Below are 18,107 nucleotides of genomic sequence, written 5' to 3' on the forward strand. Positions count from 1 at the left end.
TGATAGGCAGGATGTGGAAGTGTTGCAAGGCATTAAGCTAACCTGTACTAATTGCCCGTGAGGCTTAACCATACAACGCCTAAGTAGCTTTTACTTAGAAGTTGTAAGTTAAAGACTGACTAATTAAACAGTTAGAGTAGCGTTACTCTGATTGATGAAGATATCAAGCTTTCCAAGATTGTTATAAAAAGTTTATGCCTGACGGCAATAGCGACGTGGTACCACCTGAATCCATTCCGAACTCAGAAGTGAAACGCGTTAGCGGCGATGGTAGTGTGGGGTCTCCCCATGTGAGAGTAGCACACCGTCAGGCTCCCAATTCGAAGAAGCCCGCTCATCTGAGCGGGCTTTTTTTGTTTCTGTTCTCTGCTTAGAGTTTTACTATGCTTCTTTTTATTAAAGTGCTCAGTTCAAACATAGAATATGCACTCATAGATGCCTGTATTCACTGTAAAGCGGGCAGTAAAAAGCCCGCAGATGCGGGCTTGTCTCATTGAATGTATGACTATTCAAATATGAGTACACTTTCATCAGGCACGATATTGAAATCATATTTTCCGTAATCAGCAAAACCAGGGCAATTATATACGGTACCCTCAAGTACAATCGTTCCTGACTGAAGGTTCTCATATACACCGGTTGCACCCACCAGATTCACATATTCTTTTATGATCATCGGCTCTCCGCCCGAGCAGAATAAATCCCCCTGAAGTGGAATAAACACATCGTATGCTGAATGAAGTGAGAATGTTCTGTCATCGTCAATCATGACATGAGAAATTACAGGTCCGGCAGTAAAGAAGTTTGTCAGATCGATAGTGCCTTTCAGTACACCTTTAACTTTTTCCCGTTTTTTAATGGACTTGCGTTCTTCTTTTGAAAAGGATTTCCAGTCAGTGCTTGTCAGCACTATCTCAAATTGTCCAAGTTGTTCAAGTTTTACCAGGTCTGTAGAAACATCAAAAGTCTCAACAGTACCTTTGGTAATTGTGTAAGTTCCTTTTACTACACGGCTGTCAGAGCTGTCTTTATCATGTTTAGCCAGTACAGGTGTCGAAAGGCATAAGGCAGAAAACAGAGAAGCAGCAACAAGAGATTTAATTTTCATAAATTTCCTTATAGGTATTCCATATTTGTGGCGTCTATTTGCGACGGAGATAAGAGGTTAATGACCTTCAGGTGTGACTGCGTAAACACTATCTAATCGGGTCGGCCCGGTTCAGCATAAACTTTTATACACCAGTATAGTTTTCATTTAAATCTCTTATATTCAGCAAATGTAATTAAATCCCGCTGGCGGAATACAGATCTCTGATTAGTCCCATTTCTTGAATTCAAAACGACTATTGTCTTATCCATTTTGATGTTAACAAATTGTTTTAATAGGCTATAGTTTAACCATAACAACAATGAGGAAGTAAGCAGGCGTGAAAAATGCAATTATCTCCGGGTTACTGGCCCTGGTAACCGTGTCGGTGTGTGGTCTATTTGATATTGCCTTCTGGTGGGTGGCTGTTGCCGTGTTCTTTGTAGCACTTATACCTGCTCTGTTATTTCCTCAGCAGAACAATGTTGTTGCCGTAACTGACGGGCAAGACGATGTTGACTCGAAATTAGGTGAGTCAATCAGCCAGTCTGCCAGTCGGATTGCTATAGGTGGAGCAACGGTTTCCCACTTTCTGGATAAGCTTGCCGAAGTATTTAAAGAGCAAGCCGATAGTGTTCAGGAAATCGCCGGCAGTATTAAGCACCTTGAAGAAGGTAATCTTCAACTTGTGGGATTCTCCACAGATGCTCAACAAAAAATTCAGGCAGCAGATGAAAAATCTCAGGATTGTAAGCAAGCTCTCAGTCAGTTGGTTGAACAACAAAGTCAGCTTCGAAGTGAAATTGAAGCCTCAGCAGATATGCTCGCCACGTTAAAGAGCAAGGCCGATTCCATCAGCGGCATCACCACTACCATTAATCAACTGGCTGACCAGACTAATATGCTCGCTTTAAATGCTGCTATCGAAGCTGCAAGGGCCGGAGAGCAGGGGCGGGGATTTGCCGTTGTTGCCGATGAAGTACGTGATCTCGCTCAAAAGACAACAAATGCTACCCAGGGCATTGACGATGTACTCAATGAAATCAATCGCTATAGTCAAACTTCCGTAGATGCCATTGAAAAAGTTTCAGCAGCCAACGGCGCCATGTCTGACGTTGTGAACCATATGTCGTCCCTGATAGAAGAAACCAGCATTATTTCTACAGAAGCGGCAAACTCAATGGGGCAGGTCGCCAGTACAGTAGAAGTGCACGGCAATACCAACAGAGGAATAAGTGTAAATGCTGAAAGGTTACATCAGAATACGAAGCATCTTGAAGGCGATCTGACGGATGTTTCAGAGAAAGTACTGGCACTTAGTTACCACACCGAGGGTATTTTTCGGCAATTACAGGCATTGCGGGTGAATGACCGTAACGGAAAAGTCCAACGGATCGCCACCAGGACCGCCCAAAAGATTGGTCAAATGTTCGAAGAGGCTATTACCAGTGGAAAAATCTCTGAATCAGATTTGTTCAACTTTCACTATGAACCGGTGAAGGGGACCAATCCTCAAAAATTCACTACAAGGTTTGATTCATTTACTGATGTTTTGCTTCCTCCGGTCCAGGAACCTGTCCTTGAGGAAAATAACTTTATTATTTATGCAGGGGCGGTGGACATTAACGGATACTTTCCGACCCACAATAAAAAATTCAGCAAACCTATGACCGGTGATTACGGCACTGACCTGGCGAACAGCCGGACGAAACGCATTTTCGATGATCCTACCGGTTCACGTTGCGGAAAGAATACAGAGAGTTTTCTGCTGCAAACCTACAAACGTGATACCGGAGAAGTGATGCACGATTTGTCTGCACCGATTTACGTTAACGGAAAACACTGGGGCGGCTTTCGGATAGGCTATAAAGCAGAAGATGTATGAACATAATGAAAAAATGCATTAAAAAGAAATTTTTCATCTCATCGTCAGGTCTTTATGCACTGAGGTCGTATGAACGTAAATTAAAAAATTATCGTGCTGGAGTGAATTTATGAAAGAAGCTAAACGTAATCTGGTTGCTGGTACTATCGGTGCTGCAGTGTTAAGTGCCGGCGCATTTACATCGTCTGCAATGGCAAATCCGTTCGGTATGGATGCACTGGAATCCGGATATAAGCAAATCGCGGCAGAAGGAAAATGCGGTGAAGGCAAATGTGGTGCCGATAAAATGAAAGATAAAGCCAAAGCGGCAGCAGAAGGTAAGTGCGGTGAGGGCAAGTGTGGCGCCGACAAGATGAAAGACAAGGCGAAAGCAGCAGAGGGCAAATGCGGCGAAGGTAAGTGTGGTGCCGATAAAATGAAGGACAAAGCCAAAGCTGCGACTGAAGGTAAGTGTGGTGAAGGAAAGTGCGGCGCTGACAAAATGAAGGACAAGGTTAAAGAGAAAGCGGCTGAAGAAGGTAAATGTGGTGAGGGCAAATGCGGGAGTATGTAAACCGGCATGTGCTTAACTCGTTTTTGAAGTAACACCTTTGTTCGAAGTCACTAGTAATTTGGAGTTCTGATGTCTGTATCCGGTGCCGGGTTGGGTCTGCGGCGTGAAATGTTGACTGACTTATTGCCACAGCTTCCTGACAGTGTCGATTTCTGGGAAGTTGCGCCGGAGAACTGGATCCCAATGGGCGGAAAGTTCAAAAAGCAATTGCAGGCCTGTACATCGCAGGCCGCCTTTTCGACTCACGGACTGTCATTGTCTGTAGGCAGTACGGATCCTCTTGATATCCCGTTTATTAAACAAATCAAATCGTTCCTGCAGGAACATAGCATCAGCTTGTACAGCGAACATCTGAGTTTTTGTTCCGGTAACGGACACCTCTATGATTTGCTGCCAATACCTTTTTGTGAGCAGGCTGCAAAACATGTTGTGGAAAGAATCAAAATTGTACAGGACATTTTAGAGCGTCCGCTGGTGCTGGAGAATGTCTCTTATTACCTCGCACCAGAGCAGGACATGACAGAGCTGGAATTCCTGCTTTATATACTGGAAGAGTCTGACTGTCAGATGCTGCTTGATGTAAACAACCTCTACGTAAACAGTATAAATCACCAGTATGATGCCGTTGATTTCCTCAATGCACTGCCATCAAAGCGTATTGTTTATGGCCATATTGCCGGTCATTACGACGAGAGTGATAACCTTAAAGTCGATACCCATGGCAGTAGTGTCATTGAACCTGTGTGGGCATTACTGGAAAAAGCCTACCGCAAGCACGGTGTTTTCCCTACGTTGCTTGAACGGGATTTCAATATTCCTCCGTTAGGTGAATTGCTGGAAGAGGTTGGCCGGATTAAATCCATTCAGCGACGGGTATGCAATGAGCAGGAAATTAAGGATAATCAGCTAGCCGGATGTGCCGGATGACAGATTTCCGCGCAAGGCAGGCTGAACTTGCACAAGCCATGCGGGATCCTCAATCCGGCTTTGTTACCCATGAAGAGGATGGCGAAGAAAGGCTGTCTGTCTATCGCTCACTATTTTTTAATAATATAAAGAATTTTATCGCCGGCGGGTTTCCTGTGGTCAAAGAAGTCTTGGGCGAAGAGCAGTGGCTTACTCTCGTGCGGGAATTCATGCTTGAGCATGTTTGTGAGACCCCTTACTTTGTTGAAATCAGCCGCGAGTTTGTCCGTTTTCTGAGTCACTTTGATTGTACAGCCCGTGGTTATCCGGCTTTTTTATACGAGCTCGCGCATTATGAATGGCTGGAAATTGATGTCAGCGTACGCGACGAAGACCTGCCTTATAAATCCCGTTCAGGCGATTTATCAGAACGTTATGCATTGTCCGGTCTGGCCACCATTGCCAGTTACTATTATCCGGTACATCAAATCAGCAGCGAATGTCTGCCAGAAGAAATATCAGAGCAACGGCATAACTATGTGGTGTACCGTGACAAAAGTGATGACGTTCAGTTCATGGTTACCGAGCCATTAACGGCTTTATTGCTGACGATTATCAGCGAAGAGGCTTTGCCCGTTCGCGATATCATCAGTCAGCTTAAAGCTGTCATTCCCCCCACACAAGTTGCAGCGGTTGAACATTATCTGCCGCAAACACTCTCCGCACTTACAGAAATGGGGATTGTGGTTAAAGCCTGACCGCTTGCCTCACCTTATTAACAATATTCGCTATAATGGAGAATAGCACTGTCATTCAGACTGTGTTTCGATTAACATTTACGACCATTTTTGACTTAGAACTTTCAGGTATTGATTATGGCTGATAACGGCGAGTTTAAAGAAGTGTTTAACTGGTGGTACTTTCTGGCAATCGTTGCCACGTTAGTAGCTTTTCCTCTGTTGCATATCATAGCTGGCTGGTTCACTTTCTGGCTGTAATCAAAAGGCAAAGAAGTGACTGCTGAATATATAAAATCCGTAATAAAAACCGTACCCGACTACCCTAAACCCGGCATCATGTTCCGTGATGTCACCAGCGTGCTGGAAGATCACAAAGCATTTACTGCGTGTATCACGTTGTTGCTTGAGAAATTTCAGGGCATGCAGTTTGATAAAGTAGCCGGCACTGAAGCCCGTGGTTTCTTGTTTGGTGCTCCGCTGGCCCTTGAAATGGGTGTGGGTTTCGTACCGGTGAGAAAACCCAATAAATTACCCAGAGAAGTGGTAAGTGAATCCTACGAACTTGAGTATGGTATGGATACACTTGAGATCCACAAAGATGCCATCAAAGAAGGTGAGCGGGTGCTGTTAATTGACGATCTGTTGGCAACCGGCGGTACCATCGGCGCATCAGCAAAATTGATCCGTTCATTAGGTGGTATTGTTGAACATGCCGGTTTTGTTATCGGCCTGCCGGACCTTGGCGGCTATGAGAAATTAGCGGCGCTGAACATTGAATGCTATTCAATTTGTGATTTTGATGGTGAATAAGGAACAAGCGGTTTTATGAGTTATCAGGTTCTGGCAAGGAAGTGGCGACCACGAAAGTTTAGTGAACTCGTTGGTCAGGAACATGTTGTTACCGCCATCGCCAATGCATTAGATAACGACCGCTTACATCACGCTTATTTATTTACCGGTACCCGTGGGGTCGGTAAAACCACAATCGCACGTATCTTTTCAAAGAGTTTAAACTGCGAAGAAGGTCAGGGCGCTAATCCATGTGGTGTTTGTGATACCTGTCGTGAAATCGAGCAGGGCAATTATGTTGACTTGCTCGAAATCGATGCGGCGTCACGTACCAAAGTGGAAGATACCCGCGAACTGCTGGATAACGTACAGTACAAGCCCACCCGAGGCCGCTACAAAGTGTACCTCATCGATGAAGTGCACATGCTGTCTAAGCACAGTTTTAATGCGCTGTTAAAAACCCTTGAAGAGCCACCACCTCATGTGAAGTTTCTGCTGGCAACCACTGATCCGCAAAAGCTGCCCATTACAATTCTGTCGCGCTGCCTGCAATTTAATTTAAAAGCGCTGTCCCGTGAGCAAATTTCAGGGCAACTGACACACATACTGCAGCAGGAATCCATTCCTTTTGAGGCACCGGCACTGGCGTTACTGGCCCGTGCAGCCCAGGGCAGTATGCGGGATGCGCTCAGTCTGACTGATCAGGCTATTGCACAGGGCGACAATCAGGTAGCGGCTGCCATCGTCACCGACATGCTCGGTTTGATGGACAGACATCAAATTCTGAAGCTGCTTTTCGCACTGGTGAAAAAGGATGCTCCGGGTCTGCTTGATATTGTTGCATCAATGGCTGAGCAAGCGCCGGATTTCGGTCAGGTACTTGCTGAACTGTCCAGTTTGTTACACCAGGTAGCTTTAACCCAGTGGGTGCCTGAAACCTGTAAACTGGAAACGACTTCTGCCAAAGCCATATATCAGTTAGCAAAAGCGATACCGGCAGAGCAGGTGCAGCTTTTTTATCAGATTGCCTTGCAGGGCAGAAAAGATTTGCCCCATGCTGCAGATGGTCGCTCAGCGCTGGAAATGACACTGTTACGAATGATGTCTTTTGCACCGGTTCCGTCCGGTGACGACAACCTTGAGTTGATCGTGGATGCGCAGGGCAGTACAGAAACGCCGGTGTCACAAGCGTCTGCACAACCTGTCTCTTCTGCTCCGTCTGTGGCCTCAGCGCCAGAGACGCAAGCTGCACCGGTTCTTCAGCCGGCGCAAGAAACAGAATCGCCGGAACCCGAAGCCGCTCATGCCCCTCAACCGGCGGAGCACAAAATTGTAACTGAAGGTACCGGAACAACTACCGGGCCGGCAGACACAGATACTTCAGAAGATTTACATGCGCTCAATGCTGAACAGGCTGAAATTGAAAAAGCAGCGGCAGAATATCGCCAGCCTGCTATTTCTGAGCGTGTGCCCGCTGAACCGCCTGTTGTTGAGCCGGAGCCTGTAAAAGATGAACCTGTACAGCCGGAATCTTCGCGACTGCTTGAATCCGGGCAACAGGCTGAGCCTTCAGCACAGAATGGTCCGCCTCAGTGGGATGATATTCCTCCTGCGGATTATGATGATATGCCGCCTCCGGCTTACGAAGATGAGCATTATGATGTACCGGCAGAACACGCCGCGCCCGGGCATCAGTCAAATAATGTGACTCAGGCCGGTAGTACCGATTCATTGACGTCTATCGAAGAAATGTTAGCCCTGCGCCAGCAATTAAAAACTGGACGTAAGGAGGCTGCAGAAGCACCCGCAAAAAAGTCTGAAAACCAGAGTGATACCAGTGAGCGTGTCCGCAAGCTGAGTCAACGGGGTATAACGGCAGCCCCGCCGGTAGCAGACAATGAACCTGCTGAAACGGCGGCATCTGCACCGTCAGAGGATGATGCTTCGTCTCCGCCCTGGGAAAACCATTCAACAACAATGGCCCCTGAAACTGACGACTTTGCTGATAATGGTCAGTTTGAAGTTGGTGATGCTGCGGCTTTACAACCTTCATCCGGGCAGGATGCATTTGCTCAGGAAATTGAAGTACAGGCTGATGCCGGAGTGGCTTCTTTTGTTGAGGAACAGGATTATACCGGCAATGTTACCCCGCAACAGAATGAAAATGAGGCTCAAGGCTATCAACAAGCTGACATACCTTCTGATAATGCCGTTGCCACTGCACCCGCAAACCGTGTTCAACGTGTCGATAGCAATGCTTTACCCGCTTATTTACCTGATGGCTCAAAATTATTACTCGGCCGTCAGATAGATAGCTGGAGTGAACGGGTTGCAGAACTGGGACTGGCCGGTTTAACCAAACAAATCGTATTAAATGCTGCTTTTTCGATAAAAGATCAGGATGTGACGCTTGAATTAGATGAGAGTCAGAGCCATCTCATAAATGACAATGCCGTTGCACAACTGAATGAGGCGTTATCTAAGGCGCTGGCGCATCCGGTCAATGTGAACATTGTTTACGGACAGCCAGCACAAACACCACTGACGTTACAGGCACGTATCGATGAAATGCGTCGTGCTTATGCGCATCAGGTGGTAAGCAACGATGAAAAATTTACGACATTACGGGAGCTTTTTGCTGCAACAGTGCTCGAAGATACTGTTCAGCCCCGGTAATGACACACAATCAATAAATAGTGAGAGAGTCGACCATGTTTAAAGGTGGAATGGGAAATATCATGAAGCAGGCGCAACAGATGCAGGAGCGCATGCAAAAAGCACAGGAAGACCTGGCGAAAATTGAAGTGACCGGTGAAGCCGGAGCGGGCATGGTGAAAGTTACCATGACGTGCAATCACAATGTGCGCCGTGTCGACATTGATGAGTCGCTGATGGACGACGACAAAGACATGATAGAAGATCTGGTGGCTGCAGCCTGCAACGACGCTGTGCGTCGTGTACAGGAAACCAGTAAAGAGAAAATGGGAGACGTAACCGGTGGTATGCCATTACCACCCGGCTTCAAAATGCCGTTTTAATCAATGAAATTCAGTCCGCTTCTGGGTGAGCTAATCGAAGCGCTCACCTGTTTGCCCGGTGTGGGCAATAAAAGTGCCCAGCGTATGGCGTTTCACCTGCTCGAACGAAACAGGGATGGTGCCATGAAGTTGGGCACCGTGCTGCATAATGCCATGGAGCACATTCAGCATTGCCAGCAATGCCGCACGTTTACCGAAGATGATGTGTGCGAAATCTGCCGTTCGCCGAAACGTCAGGAAGCGGGTGTATTGTGCATTGTCGAAAGTCCGCAGGATGTGCTGGCCATTGAGCAAACCATGACATTTACCGGCACATACTTTGTCTTGATGGGACATTTGTCGCCCATCGACGGCATCGGGCCGGCTGATATCGGGTTGACTGAACTGGAAACGCGACTTAAAGCCTCTCCGGTATCTGAAGTCATTCTGGCAACGAACCCTACGGTGGAGGGCGAAGCGACGGCACATTTTATTGCGCAAATGTGTAGCGGGCTTGATATCACGGCAAGCCGGATAGCGCATGGTGTACCGGTAGGTGGCGAATTAGAATATATCGACGGCAGCACGCTGACCCACGCGTTCTCCGGTCGCCGCACGCTTTAAGCTTCAGCATTTTTCTGCTCTGTCATTACCGTTGGCAGAGCATCATTTCACTCAATTTTATCAAATCTGATAAAAACCCCACTTTTCAGGTTGAAATTATTCTGGCCCGACCCTACTTCCTAGACTGAAATTGATTCAAATAGCTAGGAGACTCTGGTTTATGGCTGAAGCAGCCCAACAAGAAAAACATGGTTTTCAGACTGAAGTAAAACAGCTTCTGCAACTGATGATTCATTCTTTGTATTCCAACAAAGAAATCTTCCTTCGTGAACTGGTATCGAACGCAGCAGATGCCGCCGATAAGTTACGCTTCCGTGCACTGGAAAATAACAGTCTGTACGAAGGCGACGGCGAACTGAACGTGAAGATCAGTACCGATGCTGATGCAGGTACCATTACCATTGCTGATAACGGCATTGGTATGACGAAAGAAGAAGTTATTGCGAATCTGGGTACCATTGCAAAATCCGGTACCAAAGATTTCTTCAGTAAGCTTTCCGGTGATGCGGCAAAAGACTCACAACTGATAGGTCAGTTTGGTGTGGGCTTTTACTCAGCATTCATCGTGGCTGATAAAGTGACTGTAAGAACCCGTGCTGCCGGCACCGACGCCAGTCAGGGCGTTGAGTGGATTTCTGACGGTGAAGGTGAATTCACTGTAGCAGAAATTAACAAGCCTGCCCGCGGCACTGAAATCGTTCTGCACATTCGTGAAGAAGAAAAAGAGTTTGTTGATAACTGGCGTCTGCGCTCTATTATCAGCAAATATTCCGACCACATCAGCATTCCGGTGCAAATGTGGAAAGATGAGATCCCTGAAAGTGAAGGTCCTGACGGTGAAAAAACACCGGCTGTTCCCGGCGAATGGGAGAGTGTCAACAAAGCCACGGCATTGTGGACACGGGATAAGTCAGATATCTCTGAAGAAGAATATAAAGAATTCTATAAGCACATTTCTCATGACTTTGCTGATCCATTGGCATGGGCGCACAACAAAGTAGAAGGTAAGAGTGAGTACACCAGTTTACTTTACATTCCTTCTAAAGCGCCGTTTGATATGTGGAACCGTGATCAGAATCATGGCCTGAAGCTCTATGTCCAGCGTGTATTCATTATGGATGACGCTGAACAGTTCATGCCAACGTACCTGCGTTTCGTAAAAGGTCTGCTTGATTCTAACGATCTGCCGCTGAACGTATCCCGTGAAATTCTGCAGGACAACAAAGTCACCCAGACATTGCGTCAGGGTTGTACTAAACGCGTATTGCAGATGCTGGAGAAAATGGCGAAAAACGACAGTGAAAAGTATCAGTCGTTCTGGGGCGAATTTGGTAACGTGCTGAAAGAAGGCCCTGCCGAAGACTTCAGCAACAAAGATAAAATTGCCGGCCTGCTGCGTTTCTCGTCAACCCACGGTGATTCCGATGCGCAAACTGTGTCTCTGGATGATTACATTGCTCGCATGAAAGAAGGTCAGGACAAAATTTACTTTGTCACCGCTGACAGTCTGCAAGCTGCGAAAACCAGCCCGCACCTGGAGTTCTTCCGCAAGAAAGGCATCGAAGTGTTGCTGATGGGCGAGCGCATTGACGAATGGTTAATGTCTCACCTGACTGAGTACAATGAGAAGTCTTTCCAGTCTATTGCTAAAGGTGATTTGGATTTAGGTGACCTTGACGACGAGGAAACCAAAAAGGCGCAGGAAGAAGCAGAAAAAGAAGTGGAAGGTGTGCTTGAGCGCGCCAAAACTGCATTAGGTGACAAAGTTGTCGACGTGAAATTTACTCACCGTCTGACAGAATCACCTGCAGTGATCACGGCTGATGAAAACGGCATGACCACGCAGATGATGAAGCTGATGCAGGCTGCCGGTCAGACAGTACCTGATGTGAAATACCACTTCGAACTGAATCCTGAGCACCAGTTAGTGAAAAAGCTGGCTGATGTACAGGATGAAGCCCTGTTTAATCAGTGGGTAGGCGTATTGTACGATCAGGCAGCATTGTCTGAGCAGGGCAGTCTGAAAGACCCGTCCAGCTTTGTACGCAATTTAAACAGTCTGTTAATGAGTATGGCAAAATAAAGCCGGTTCACCGACTGTAAACATATGAAAACGGGTCTTTATGGCCCGTTTTTATTTTAACTATCACTTAAATTTATTTAGGTGAGATATTTCTTTACAAATCAATACACTGTTCCTGCTGCTTAACCTTTAACGACTGGCTGTTAAAGAAGTGTATGTCTTCACGCCTTCGAATGCCCTTACGACTATTGTTCATAAACCATGCGACATAGGTCGTATAATCTGACTCTGTACTTGCTATGGGCTTGTTTCGCTGATGCTTAGTGTGTAAAGTGCCCAACAGTTGAGAAAATAAAGCGGAGAGCGCAAAATGCGAATCATTCTTCTGGGCGCACCGGGCGCCGGTAAGGGAACTCAGGCACAATTTCTGATGGGGAAATACGGTATTCCTCAAATCTCTACTGGTGACATGTTGCGTTCGGCCATCAAGGCCGGCACTGAACTTGGTCTTGCGGCCAAGCGTGTAATGGACGAAGGTAAACTGGTGTCTGATGACATCATTATTGGTCTGGTTAAAGAGCGTATTGCCCAGGACGACTGCAAGCAAGGTTTCCTGCTTGACGGTTTTCCCCGTACCATTCCTCAGGCTGATGCAATGAAAGAAGCAGGCGTATCTGTAGATCATTGTATTGAGTTTGATGTACCTGATGATGTTATCGTTGAGCGTATGGGCGGCCGTCGTGTACACCCTGCCTCAGGTCGTGTTTATCACGTTGTTTACAATCCACCGAAAGTGGAAGGTAAAGATGATGAAACCGGTGAAGAACTGATCATCCGTGATGACGACAAAGAAGAAACAGTACGTAAGCGTTTGGGCGTGTACCACGAGCAAACTAAGCCTCTGGTCAACTACTACTCTGCAGAAGCTGAAGCCGGAAACTGCCAGTACCACAAGCTGGACGGCACCAAACCGGTAGAGCAGGTCAGCAAAGAGCTGGCTGAGCTGCTCGGTTAAAAATTCTTACTAAAGGCCGCATCAAGCGGCCTTTTTTTATACTTCACTGTCAAAGCGGGTAAAAGGCTTTGCCAGCGTGCCGCTTAATTGCCAGAATAGACACCAATAACCCATTATTAAACCTGACGATTATGAGTTTCCCGATTACTGCGTTTTACGCAAGTCTGTTAGCCTTGTGTTATATCTACCTCTCATTCGCCGTTATTAATGTCCGTCGCAGCGCCCGGATCGGTGTCGGTGACGGAGGCAATGATGAACTTACCCGTGCCATTCGTGTACACGGCAATTTCAGCGAATATGTGCCAATCACTCTTATTCTGCTGGCGTGCCTGGAAAGCTTGCATCCCCAGCACTGGGTATTGCACGCGGGTGGCTGCGCTATATTATTTGGCCGCATTCTCCATGCTTACGGCTTGCGTCACAGTGAAGGAACAAGCTGGCAACGTTTATCAGGGATGCTCCTGACGTTCTTGTCTATGCTGTTTCTTGCCTGCTCGAACCTGTTTATGATCCACTACCTGATTTAGTTTATGTCTGAGTTATTATCTGATTTTTCTGCTCTGGTGACCCCGGTCTGCCTCATTGACGAGAATAAGCTGCGGGCGAACAGCGAACGCATGCAGGAGAAATGTCGCCGGGACGGCGTGACACTGCGGCCTCATGTTAAAACACTGAAGAGCCGTGAAGCTGCGGAAATTTATGCGCCGCGGCCCGGGCCTGTCACCGTTTCCACACTGGAAGAAGCCCGCTATTTTGCGCAGGCCGGTTACAAAGATATTCTCTATGCGGTGGGTATAACCCCGAACAAATTCTCTGCGGTTAATGAGCTTTTGGAACGTGGTGTTGATCTGATTGTTGTCGTTGATAATGAAGCGGCAGTGGAGGCGCTGGTAAAAGCCCGTCGTACTTTCATTGTGCCGCTGCGGGTGATGATAGAACTGGATGTTGATGATCACCGTGCCGGTACCGGGCCTGAGAGCATGCAATTGATCTCTATGGCTGAGCAGTTGCACAACACTGCGCATATCCGTTTTTCCGGCGTGATGGCCCATGCAGGTGCATCTTACGGGTGTAATACGCCCGGGGCGCAATATGCCATGGCAGAACAGGAATGCAGCCGTACGGTACTGGCGGCGAACAGACTCAAAGCTGCGGGATTACCTGCTGACATCATTTCTGTGGGATCCACGCCAACAGCGTTGTCTGATTATAAGCCCGGAGGCGTTACCGAGATCCGCGCCGGTGTGTACGCAACGTTTGATCTGGTTATGGCAGATCTGGGGGTTTGTTCAGTATCTGACATTGCAATGAGTGTGTTGACGACAGTCATTGGTCATCAGATGAAGAAGAATCAGGTACTGGTGGACGCAGGCTGGATGGGACTGTCGAGAGATAAAGGCTCTGGCTCCCACGGATATGGTCTGGTCGCTGATGCCGGGGGCTATATACTGGATGGCTGGTATGTCAGTCAGACAAACCAGGAACACGGTATCATTGAGCATAAAGATGGTTTACCGGTACCGGATCAAGGTTTCGGATTCGGCCGTCAACTCCGGATCCTGCCAAACCATGCCTGCGCGACCGCGGGTCAGTACCGGCGCTACCACGTTACCCGTGACAACCGCACCGTCAGCGCTATCTGGCATAGTGCTGACGGCTGGTGACACGTTACAGTGACTGCTTTATTACTTCAATAAGAGAGGGCGTCGCTCTTCCCAGCAGACGGTGTAATTCATCGCTTGAGCCGGAAAGGTCGCCATTTTTTGCATGATGTTCTGAATCTGCCAGCACATGAGCAAAACCTTCCGGCAGGCCGGCAACATCCTGCAGGAATTGTTTGTAACCTTCATAATTCATGGATTCAAAATGAACGGGCTTACCGGTTACAGCGCTGACAGCGTCTGCATATCCCTGCAGAGTAAACGATGCATCACCGGCCAGCTCATACACGTTTCCTTTGTGCGCAGAGACATCTGTCAGCACATTCGCTGCTGCCTCTGCGTAATCATTGCGGGTCGCTGAATCAATGCGGCCATAACCGGCCGCGCCAGCCAGCACGCCTGCGTCAAGAACAGCCTGAAGACCCTGCGTGTAGTTCTCTGTGTACCAGCCGTTCCGTAAAATCACATAGTCCATGCCGGAAGCCTGAATGCGTTGCTCTGTGGCTTTGTGCTCTTCTGCCAGCATCAGAGATGAAGTGTCTGCCCGTAACAAGCTTGAATACACCAGGGTTTTCACACCGGCACGTTTAGCCGCATCAATTACATTGGCATGTTGTTCAATACGCTGTCCGATTTCACTGCCTGAAATAAGAAACAGTGTCGTGATACCGGTCAGCGCATCTGTCAACGTGTCAGGTTTACTGTAGTCGAAGTGCCGTGAGGCAACCTCAGCAAACATGGCTTGCGACTTGCCGGGGTCTCTGACCAGCGTGATCAAAGAGTCTGCGGATTCTTTCGTTAGCAGGTGTTTAATTGTCAATTGACCTAACTGACCTGTTGCACCGGTAATTCCAATCATGATTAATCTCCTGTTAATACTTTTTTGCCGTGCCGTATTGGACGGATGGCTAGATTATGGTGCTTTGTCGTTGCTATGATAAGTAGGACAAAAGTGAATGTAGTGTTCGGGAAATGAGTACAATAGATTTTGCCTATCTCAGGCATCTGGCAATATTTTGTGTGGTGGCAGAGCAGGGGAGTTTTGCTGCTGCAGCCAGAGTGTTGCATACCAGCCGTTCGAGAGTCAGTGAGCAGGTTGCAGATCTGGAAACTGCTCTGGGCAGCAGGCTGCTTCAGCGTTCAACCAGAAAATTAATGCTGACAGAGGAAGGCCAGCGTGTTTTCAGCCGTGCAACTATCCTGCAGGAAGTACTTGAAGATATAGACAGCATTACGAATATCCCTGTTCCTGCCGGCCGCGTCGCTATAACCATGAATCATGATATTGCCCACAAGTTTGTGCTGCCTGCATTGGATGGGTTCATCCGGCAGTTTCCTGAGGTTCAGATTGATTTTGTACTGGATGACGAGCGGGTTGATTTAATCTCAGAGAAAATTGATCTGGCTATCAGGATTGGATTACCCCGCGATGCCTCGCTGATTGCCAGGGTACTTCATGAGGAAACATTTGCGATATTTGCGCAGCCTGCAATGCTGGACAGACTTGGTGAACCGGAGAGCCTCGACGCATTGGAAGCATTGCCCTGGGTGTTGCTGGATTTACCTCACTGGCACAATAATGTGCGGTTGCAAAGTAAAGACAGCAGCAGAACCATAACACCTTCCAGATATTACAGAAGTAACTCGCCCCATTTGATCCACAATATGGCGGCTATGGGAACGGGAGTGGCCTTACTGTTGCCATCTACGGTGAAAGAAGAAACAGAGCGGGGAGAGCTGGTTCAGATATTGCCCGGGTGGCATGGGGAGCGCACGGCTTTCTCACTGGTGTATCCGTCGCGGAAAAACTTACCGCAGCGCACACGGGTGCTGATTGACTACTTTGTGTCTGCCAATATATTCAAATAAAAAAACGGCACCGGGAGCTGGTGCCGTTTTTTATGTTTAATTGCAGTAAAACCCCTCCGGATTATTCACCGGTGCTTTTGTGCTCAAGGGCCGCAGAGCCGATAGCGATCTGTTTAGGCTTTTTAGCTTCAGGGATAACTCTTTCCAGATCGACACTCAGCAAACCATTTTCGAGATTTGCGCTTAATACGTTTACATGATCACCAAGCTGAAATTTGCGTTCAAAATTGCGCTCTGAAATACCTTTGTGAAGGAATTTACGCGATGACTCTTTGTCATCAGCAGCCTTGCTGCCTGTTACGGTCAGCGTATTTTCCTGTACTTCAATACTGATTTCGCTTTCCGCAAATCCGGCTACTGCCATTGCGATGCGGTATTTATTTTCCTCCAGTAATTCAATGTTATACGGAGGAAAAGCGCTCTGATTTTCAAACCGGGTAGCATTGTCAATGAATGAAGCCAGACGGTCTGAGCCGATAAATGAACGGTAAAGTGGTGATAAATCAATAGTTCTCATAGTCATATCCTTCCAATTAAGCAATATGTAAATGCAGAGCCCCGTATCCGGCGACTCAGGTTACGCCGTGCCTGCACCTGCAGGCACGACAAAAATTAAATCGTTAGTTAAATGAGGTCTGTGTATGCAGACCGGAATGGCTTACCCGTGGCTGGCCGGTGTACTGCCGATTTCAATACGACGGGGTTTCTTCGCCTCAGGCACAACACGCTCAAGGTCAATATGTAACAGGCCGTGCTGCATATCTGCGCCGGTCACTTTTACATGATCACCGAGCTGGAATTTACGCTCAAAGCTGCGTTCTGAAATTCCTTTGTGCAGGTATTGTTTTTTGCCGGCTTCGTCATTTTCAGCAGGGACCTTTTTGCCCGTTACCGTTAATGTGTTGTTTTCGGAGACAATGTTAACTTCTTCAGTTGTAAATCCGGCAATCGCCATGGACACGCGATATTTATCGTCGCCAAGCAATTCAATATTATAAGGGGGATAAGCAGTCTGGCTCTCAGAACGTGAAGCTGCATCTACAAGTGATGCCAAACGGTCAGAACCAATGAAAGAACGGTAAAGTGGAGATAGATCGATAGTACGCATAGTCATATCCTTTTTATAAAGCAATATGTTTAAAATGTTTGCCCCGACATTGCGGCGGCGGTTCTGTCGGCCTTGCTATCAAGCGCCGACAATTACTATGTAGGTGCTAAAAAAACCTTTTCAACACCTCAAAGCAAAAAAATTTAAATTTTTTATTCAAGTGCCTGAAACGTACGAGCAAGCCTTGGCATATAAGCGTTGTCATTATCCAGTGAATAAGCGATATGCGACGCCTTACCGATGATTTCATTTACAGGAATAAAGCCATGCACTCTGGAATCGGCCGAGTTATTACGGTTGTCGCCAAGCACCAGCACGTGATTTTCCGGAACAGTCACCGTATTAAAAGAAGACAGTGGTGAGCCATTCTTATCCAGATGGATCTGATGAAGCACTTTACCCAATAGCTCCTGCTGATCTTCATCATCGCCGGAATACAATAAGGGCTGATTGTTCAGATACAAGATGTTATTGCGCATGGCAATTCTGTCACCGGGTAAGCCCACAACACGTTTAATCAGACGATTATCTGCCGCCTTACTGTCGAACACGATAATATCTCCGCGGGCAGGGGAGCCTGTTTCAGCCAGACTGATGTCAGTGAACGGCACTTTGATTTCATAAGCCAGCTTATTCACAAATATGCGATCGCCAACCTGAATGGTAGGTTCCATAGAACCGGAAGGGATGTAATACCAGTCTGCCACACCGGCACGCACAAACAACATCAGGCCGATAAATATAAAAAAGGATTGATTGTCTTTCCAAATTCGCTTCAGTCCGGTTGGCTTGTCTTTCATAGTCGTCCTCTGATCGTTGAAGAAATTGCA

General features: G+C 47.3%; 19 protein-coding genes and 1 rRNA gene. 15 read left to right on the plus strand and 5 right to left on the minus strand.

What is annotated here, in order from left to right; genetic code table 11:
• Positions 1–197 precede the first annotated feature (197 nt).
• A 5S ribosomal RNA gene (rrf, locus tag ACXAG2_RS17290) occupies positions 198–313 on the plus strand.
• Positions 314–505: 192 nt separating this feature from the next.
• Here the strand turns inward: rrf and ACXAG2_RS17295 are convergent.
• A complete protein-coding gene (locus tag ACXAG2_RS17295; protein WP_474869033.1) occupies positions 506–1,108 on the minus strand; it encodes a hypothetical protein in 603 nt (200 codons plus the stop codon).
• A gap of 319 nt (positions 1,109–1,427) precedes the next feature.
• On the opposite strand from ACXAG2_RS17295, the gene ACXAG2_RS17300 reads away from it, so the two are divergent.
• From ACXAG2_RS17300 to ACXAG2_RS17360, 13 genes are all read left to right on the plus strand, one after another.
• A complete protein-coding gene (locus tag ACXAG2_RS17300; protein ID WP_474869036.1) occupies positions 1,428–2,972 on the plus strand; it encodes a methyl-accepting chemotaxis protein in 1,545 nt (514 codons plus the stop codon).
• A gap of 109 nt (positions 2,973–3,081) precedes the next feature.
• Positions 3,082–3,525 carry an HvfA family oxazolone/thioamide-modified RiPP metallophore gene (locus ACXAG2_RS17305; RefSeq protein WP_474852675.1) on the plus strand — a complete coding sequence of 148 codons (444 nt, stop codon included), beginning with the start codon at positions 3,082–3,084 and terminating at the stop codon, positions 3,523–3,525.
• Positions 3,526–3,594: 69 nt separating this feature from the next.
• A complete protein-coding gene (locus ACXAG2_RS17310; RefSeq protein ID WP_474869038.1) occupies positions 3,595–4,452 on the plus strand; it encodes an HvfB family MNIO-type RiPP peptide maturase in 858 nt (285 codons plus the stop codon).
• Complete coding sequence (locus tag ACXAG2_RS17315; RefSeq protein ID WP_474869041.1) at positions 4,449–5,189, plus strand: HvfC family RiPP maturation protein; 741 nt, start codon at positions 4,449–4,451, stop codon at positions 5,187–5,189. The genes ACXAG2_RS17310 and ACXAG2_RS17315 overlap by 4 nt, the downstream gene beginning before the upstream one ends.
• A 117-nt stretch (positions 5,190–5,306) precedes the next feature.
• Positions 5,307–5,429 (plus strand): hypothetical protein, encoded by a 123-nt coding sequence (locus ACXAG2_RS17320; protein WP_269748644.1) that lies wholly within the window; start codon positions 5,307–5,309, stop codon positions 5,427–5,429.
• Between the two features lie 15 nt (positions 5,430–5,444).
• Positions 5,445–5,981 carry an adenine phosphoribosyltransferase gene (gene apt / locus ACXAG2_RS17325; protein WP_119501897.1) on the plus strand — a complete coding sequence of 179 codons (537 nt, stop codon included), beginning with the start codon at positions 5,445–5,447 and terminating at the stop codon, positions 5,979–5,981.
• Positions 5,982–5,996: 15 nt separating this feature from the next.
• Positions 5,997–8,636, plus strand: a complete 2,640-nt coding sequence (gene dnaX, locus ACXAG2_RS17330) for a DNA polymerase III subunit gamma/tau (RefSeq protein WP_474869043.1) — start codon at positions 5,997–5,999, stop codon at positions 8,634–8,636.
• Between the two features lie 35 nt (positions 8,637–8,671).
• Positions 8,672–8,998: a YbaB/EbfC family nucleoid-associated protein gene (locus ACXAG2_RS17335; RefSeq protein WP_119501895.1), complete on the plus strand. Its 327-nt coding sequence runs from the start codon at positions 8,672–8,674 to the stop codon at positions 8,996–8,998.
• Positions 8,999–9,001: 3 nt separating this feature from the next.
• Positions 9,002–9,601 (plus strand): recombination mediator RecR, encoded by a 600-nt coding sequence (recR, locus tag ACXAG2_RS17340; protein WP_474869045.1) that lies wholly within the window; start codon positions 9,002–9,004, stop codon positions 9,599–9,601.
• Positions 9,602–9,761: 160 nt separating this feature from the next.
• Entirely contained in the window at positions 9,762–11,684 is a 1,923-nt protein-coding gene (htpG, locus tag ACXAG2_RS17345; protein ID WP_474846557.1) for a molecular chaperone HtpG, read from the plus strand.
• 310 nt (positions 11,685–11,994) lie between these two features.
• Positions 11,995–12,639, plus strand: a complete 645-nt coding sequence (gene adk / locus ACXAG2_RS17350) for an adenylate kinase (RefSeq protein ID WP_303575456.1) — start codon at positions 11,995–11,997, stop codon at positions 12,637–12,639.
• A gap of 68 nt (positions 12,640–12,707) precedes the next feature.
• On the plus strand, positions 12,708–13,166 hold the full coding sequence (locus ACXAG2_RS17355) for an MAPEG family protein (protein ID WP_474869048.1): 459 nt from the start codon (positions 12,708–12,710) through the stop codon (positions 13,164–13,166).
• A gap of 3 nt (positions 13,167–13,169) precedes the next feature.
• Entirely contained in the window at positions 13,170–14,303 is a 1,134-nt protein-coding gene (locus ACXAG2_RS17360; RefSeq protein ID WP_474869050.1) for an alanine racemase, read from the plus strand.
• Between the two features lie 4 nt (positions 14,304–14,307).
• Here ACXAG2_RS17360 and ACXAG2_RS17365 read toward each other — a convergent pair whose 3' ends face one another.
• The gene (locus tag ACXAG2_RS17365) at positions 14,308–15,159 is read right to left on the minus strand and encodes an SDR family oxidoreductase (protein WP_474869052.1); all 852 of its coding nucleotides are present in this window, start codon (positions 15,157–15,159) and stop codon (positions 14,308–14,310) included.
• 113 nt (positions 15,160–15,272) lie between these two features.
• Between ACXAG2_RS17365 and ACXAG2_RS17370 the strand changes: the two genes are divergently transcribed.
• A complete protein-coding gene (locus ACXAG2_RS17370; RefSeq protein WP_474869055.1) occupies positions 15,273–16,169 on the plus strand; it encodes a LysR family transcriptional regulator in 897 nt (298 codons plus the stop codon).
• Positions 16,170–16,230: 61 nt separating this feature from the next.
• Here ACXAG2_RS17370 and ACXAG2_RS17375 read toward each other — a convergent pair whose 3' ends face one another.
• From ACXAG2_RS17375 to lepB, 3 genes are all read right to left on the minus strand, one after another.
• Complete coding sequence (locus ACXAG2_RS17375; RefSeq protein ID WP_474846547.1) at positions 16,231–16,686, minus strand: Hsp20 family protein; 456 nt, start codon at positions 16,684–16,686, stop codon at positions 16,231–16,233.
• Positions 16,687–16,827: 141 nt separating this feature from the next.
• Positions 16,828–17,277: an Hsp20 family protein gene (locus ACXAG2_RS17380; RefSeq protein WP_474869057.1), complete on the minus strand. Its 450-nt coding sequence runs from the start codon at positions 17,275–17,277 to the stop codon at positions 16,828–16,830.
• A gap of 152 nt (positions 17,278–17,429) precedes the next feature.
• Complete coding sequence (gene lepB / locus ACXAG2_RS17385) at positions 17,430–18,077, minus strand: signal peptidase I (RefSeq protein ID WP_474869060.1); 648 nt, start codon at positions 18,075–18,077, stop codon at positions 17,430–17,432.
• Positions 18,078–18,107 lie beyond the last annotated feature (30 nt).

Source organism: Alteromonas sp. ABH4_456 (genome assembly GCF_056160645.1).

Excerpts from the sequence above, each read along its gene's own strand:
- ACXAG2_RS17365 (WP_474869052.1), bottom strand. The coding sequence starts at position 15,159 with ATGATTGGAATTACCGGTGCAACAGGTCAGTTAGGTCAATTGACAATT.
- recR (WP_474869045.1), top strand. The coding sequence starts at position 9,002 with ATGAAATTCAGTCCGCTTCTGGGTGAGCTAATCGAAGCGCTCACCTGT.
- ACXAG2_RS17335 (WP_119501895.1), top strand. The coding sequence starts at position 8,672 with ATGTTTAAAGGTGGAATGGGAAATATCATGAAGCAGGCGCAACAGATG.
- ACXAG2_RS17305 (WP_474852675.1), top strand. The coding sequence starts at position 3,082 with ATGAAAGAAGCTAAACGTAATCTGGTTGCTGGTACTATCGGTGCTGCA.
- dnaX (WP_474869043.1), top strand. The coding sequence starts at position 5,997 with ATGAGTTATCAGGTTCTGGCAAGGAAGTGGCGACCACGAAAGTTTAGT.
- ACXAG2_RS17360 (WP_474869050.1), top strand. The coding sequence starts at position 13,170 with ATGTCTGAGTTATTATCTGATTTTTCTGCTCTGGTGACCCCGGTCTGC.
- ACXAG2_RS17375 (WP_474846547.1), bottom strand. The coding sequence starts at position 16,686 with ATGAGAACTATTGATTTATCACCACTTTACCGTTCATTTATCGGCTCA.
- adk (WP_303575456.1), top strand. The coding sequence starts at position 11,995 with ATGCGAATCATTCTTCTGGGCGCACCGGGCGCCGGTAAGGGAACTCAG.
- ACXAG2_RS17370 (WP_474869055.1), top strand. The coding sequence starts at position 15,273 with ATGAGTACAATAGATTTTGCCTATCTCAGGCATCTGGCAATATTTTGT.
- lepB (WP_474869060.1), bottom strand. The coding sequence starts at position 18,077 with ATGAAAGACAAGCCAACCGGACTGAAGCGAATTTGGAAAGACAATCAA.
- ACXAG2_RS17380 (WP_474869057.1), bottom strand. The coding sequence starts at position 17,277 with ATGCGTACTATCGATCTATCTCCACTTTACCGTTCTTTCATTGGTTCT.
- ACXAG2_RS17315 (WP_474869041.1), top strand. The coding sequence starts at position 4,449 with ATGACAGATTTCCGCGCAAGGCAGGCTGAACTTGCACAAGCCATGCGG.
- ACXAG2_RS17295 (WP_474869033.1), bottom strand. The coding sequence starts at position 1,108 with ATGAAAATTAAATCTCTTGTTGCTGCTTCTCTGTTTTCTGCCTTATGC.
- ACXAG2_RS17320 (WP_269748644.1), top strand. The coding sequence starts at position 5,307 with ATGGCTGATAACGGCGAGTTTAAAGAAGTGTTTAACTGGTGGTACTTT.
- htpG (WP_474846557.1), top strand. The coding sequence starts at position 9,762 with ATGGCTGAAGCAGCCCAACAAGAAAAACATGGTTTTCAGACTGAAGTA.
- ACXAG2_RS17310 (WP_474869038.1), top strand. The coding sequence starts at position 3,595 with ATGTCTGTATCCGGTGCCGGGTTGGGTCTGCGGCGTGAAATGTTGACT.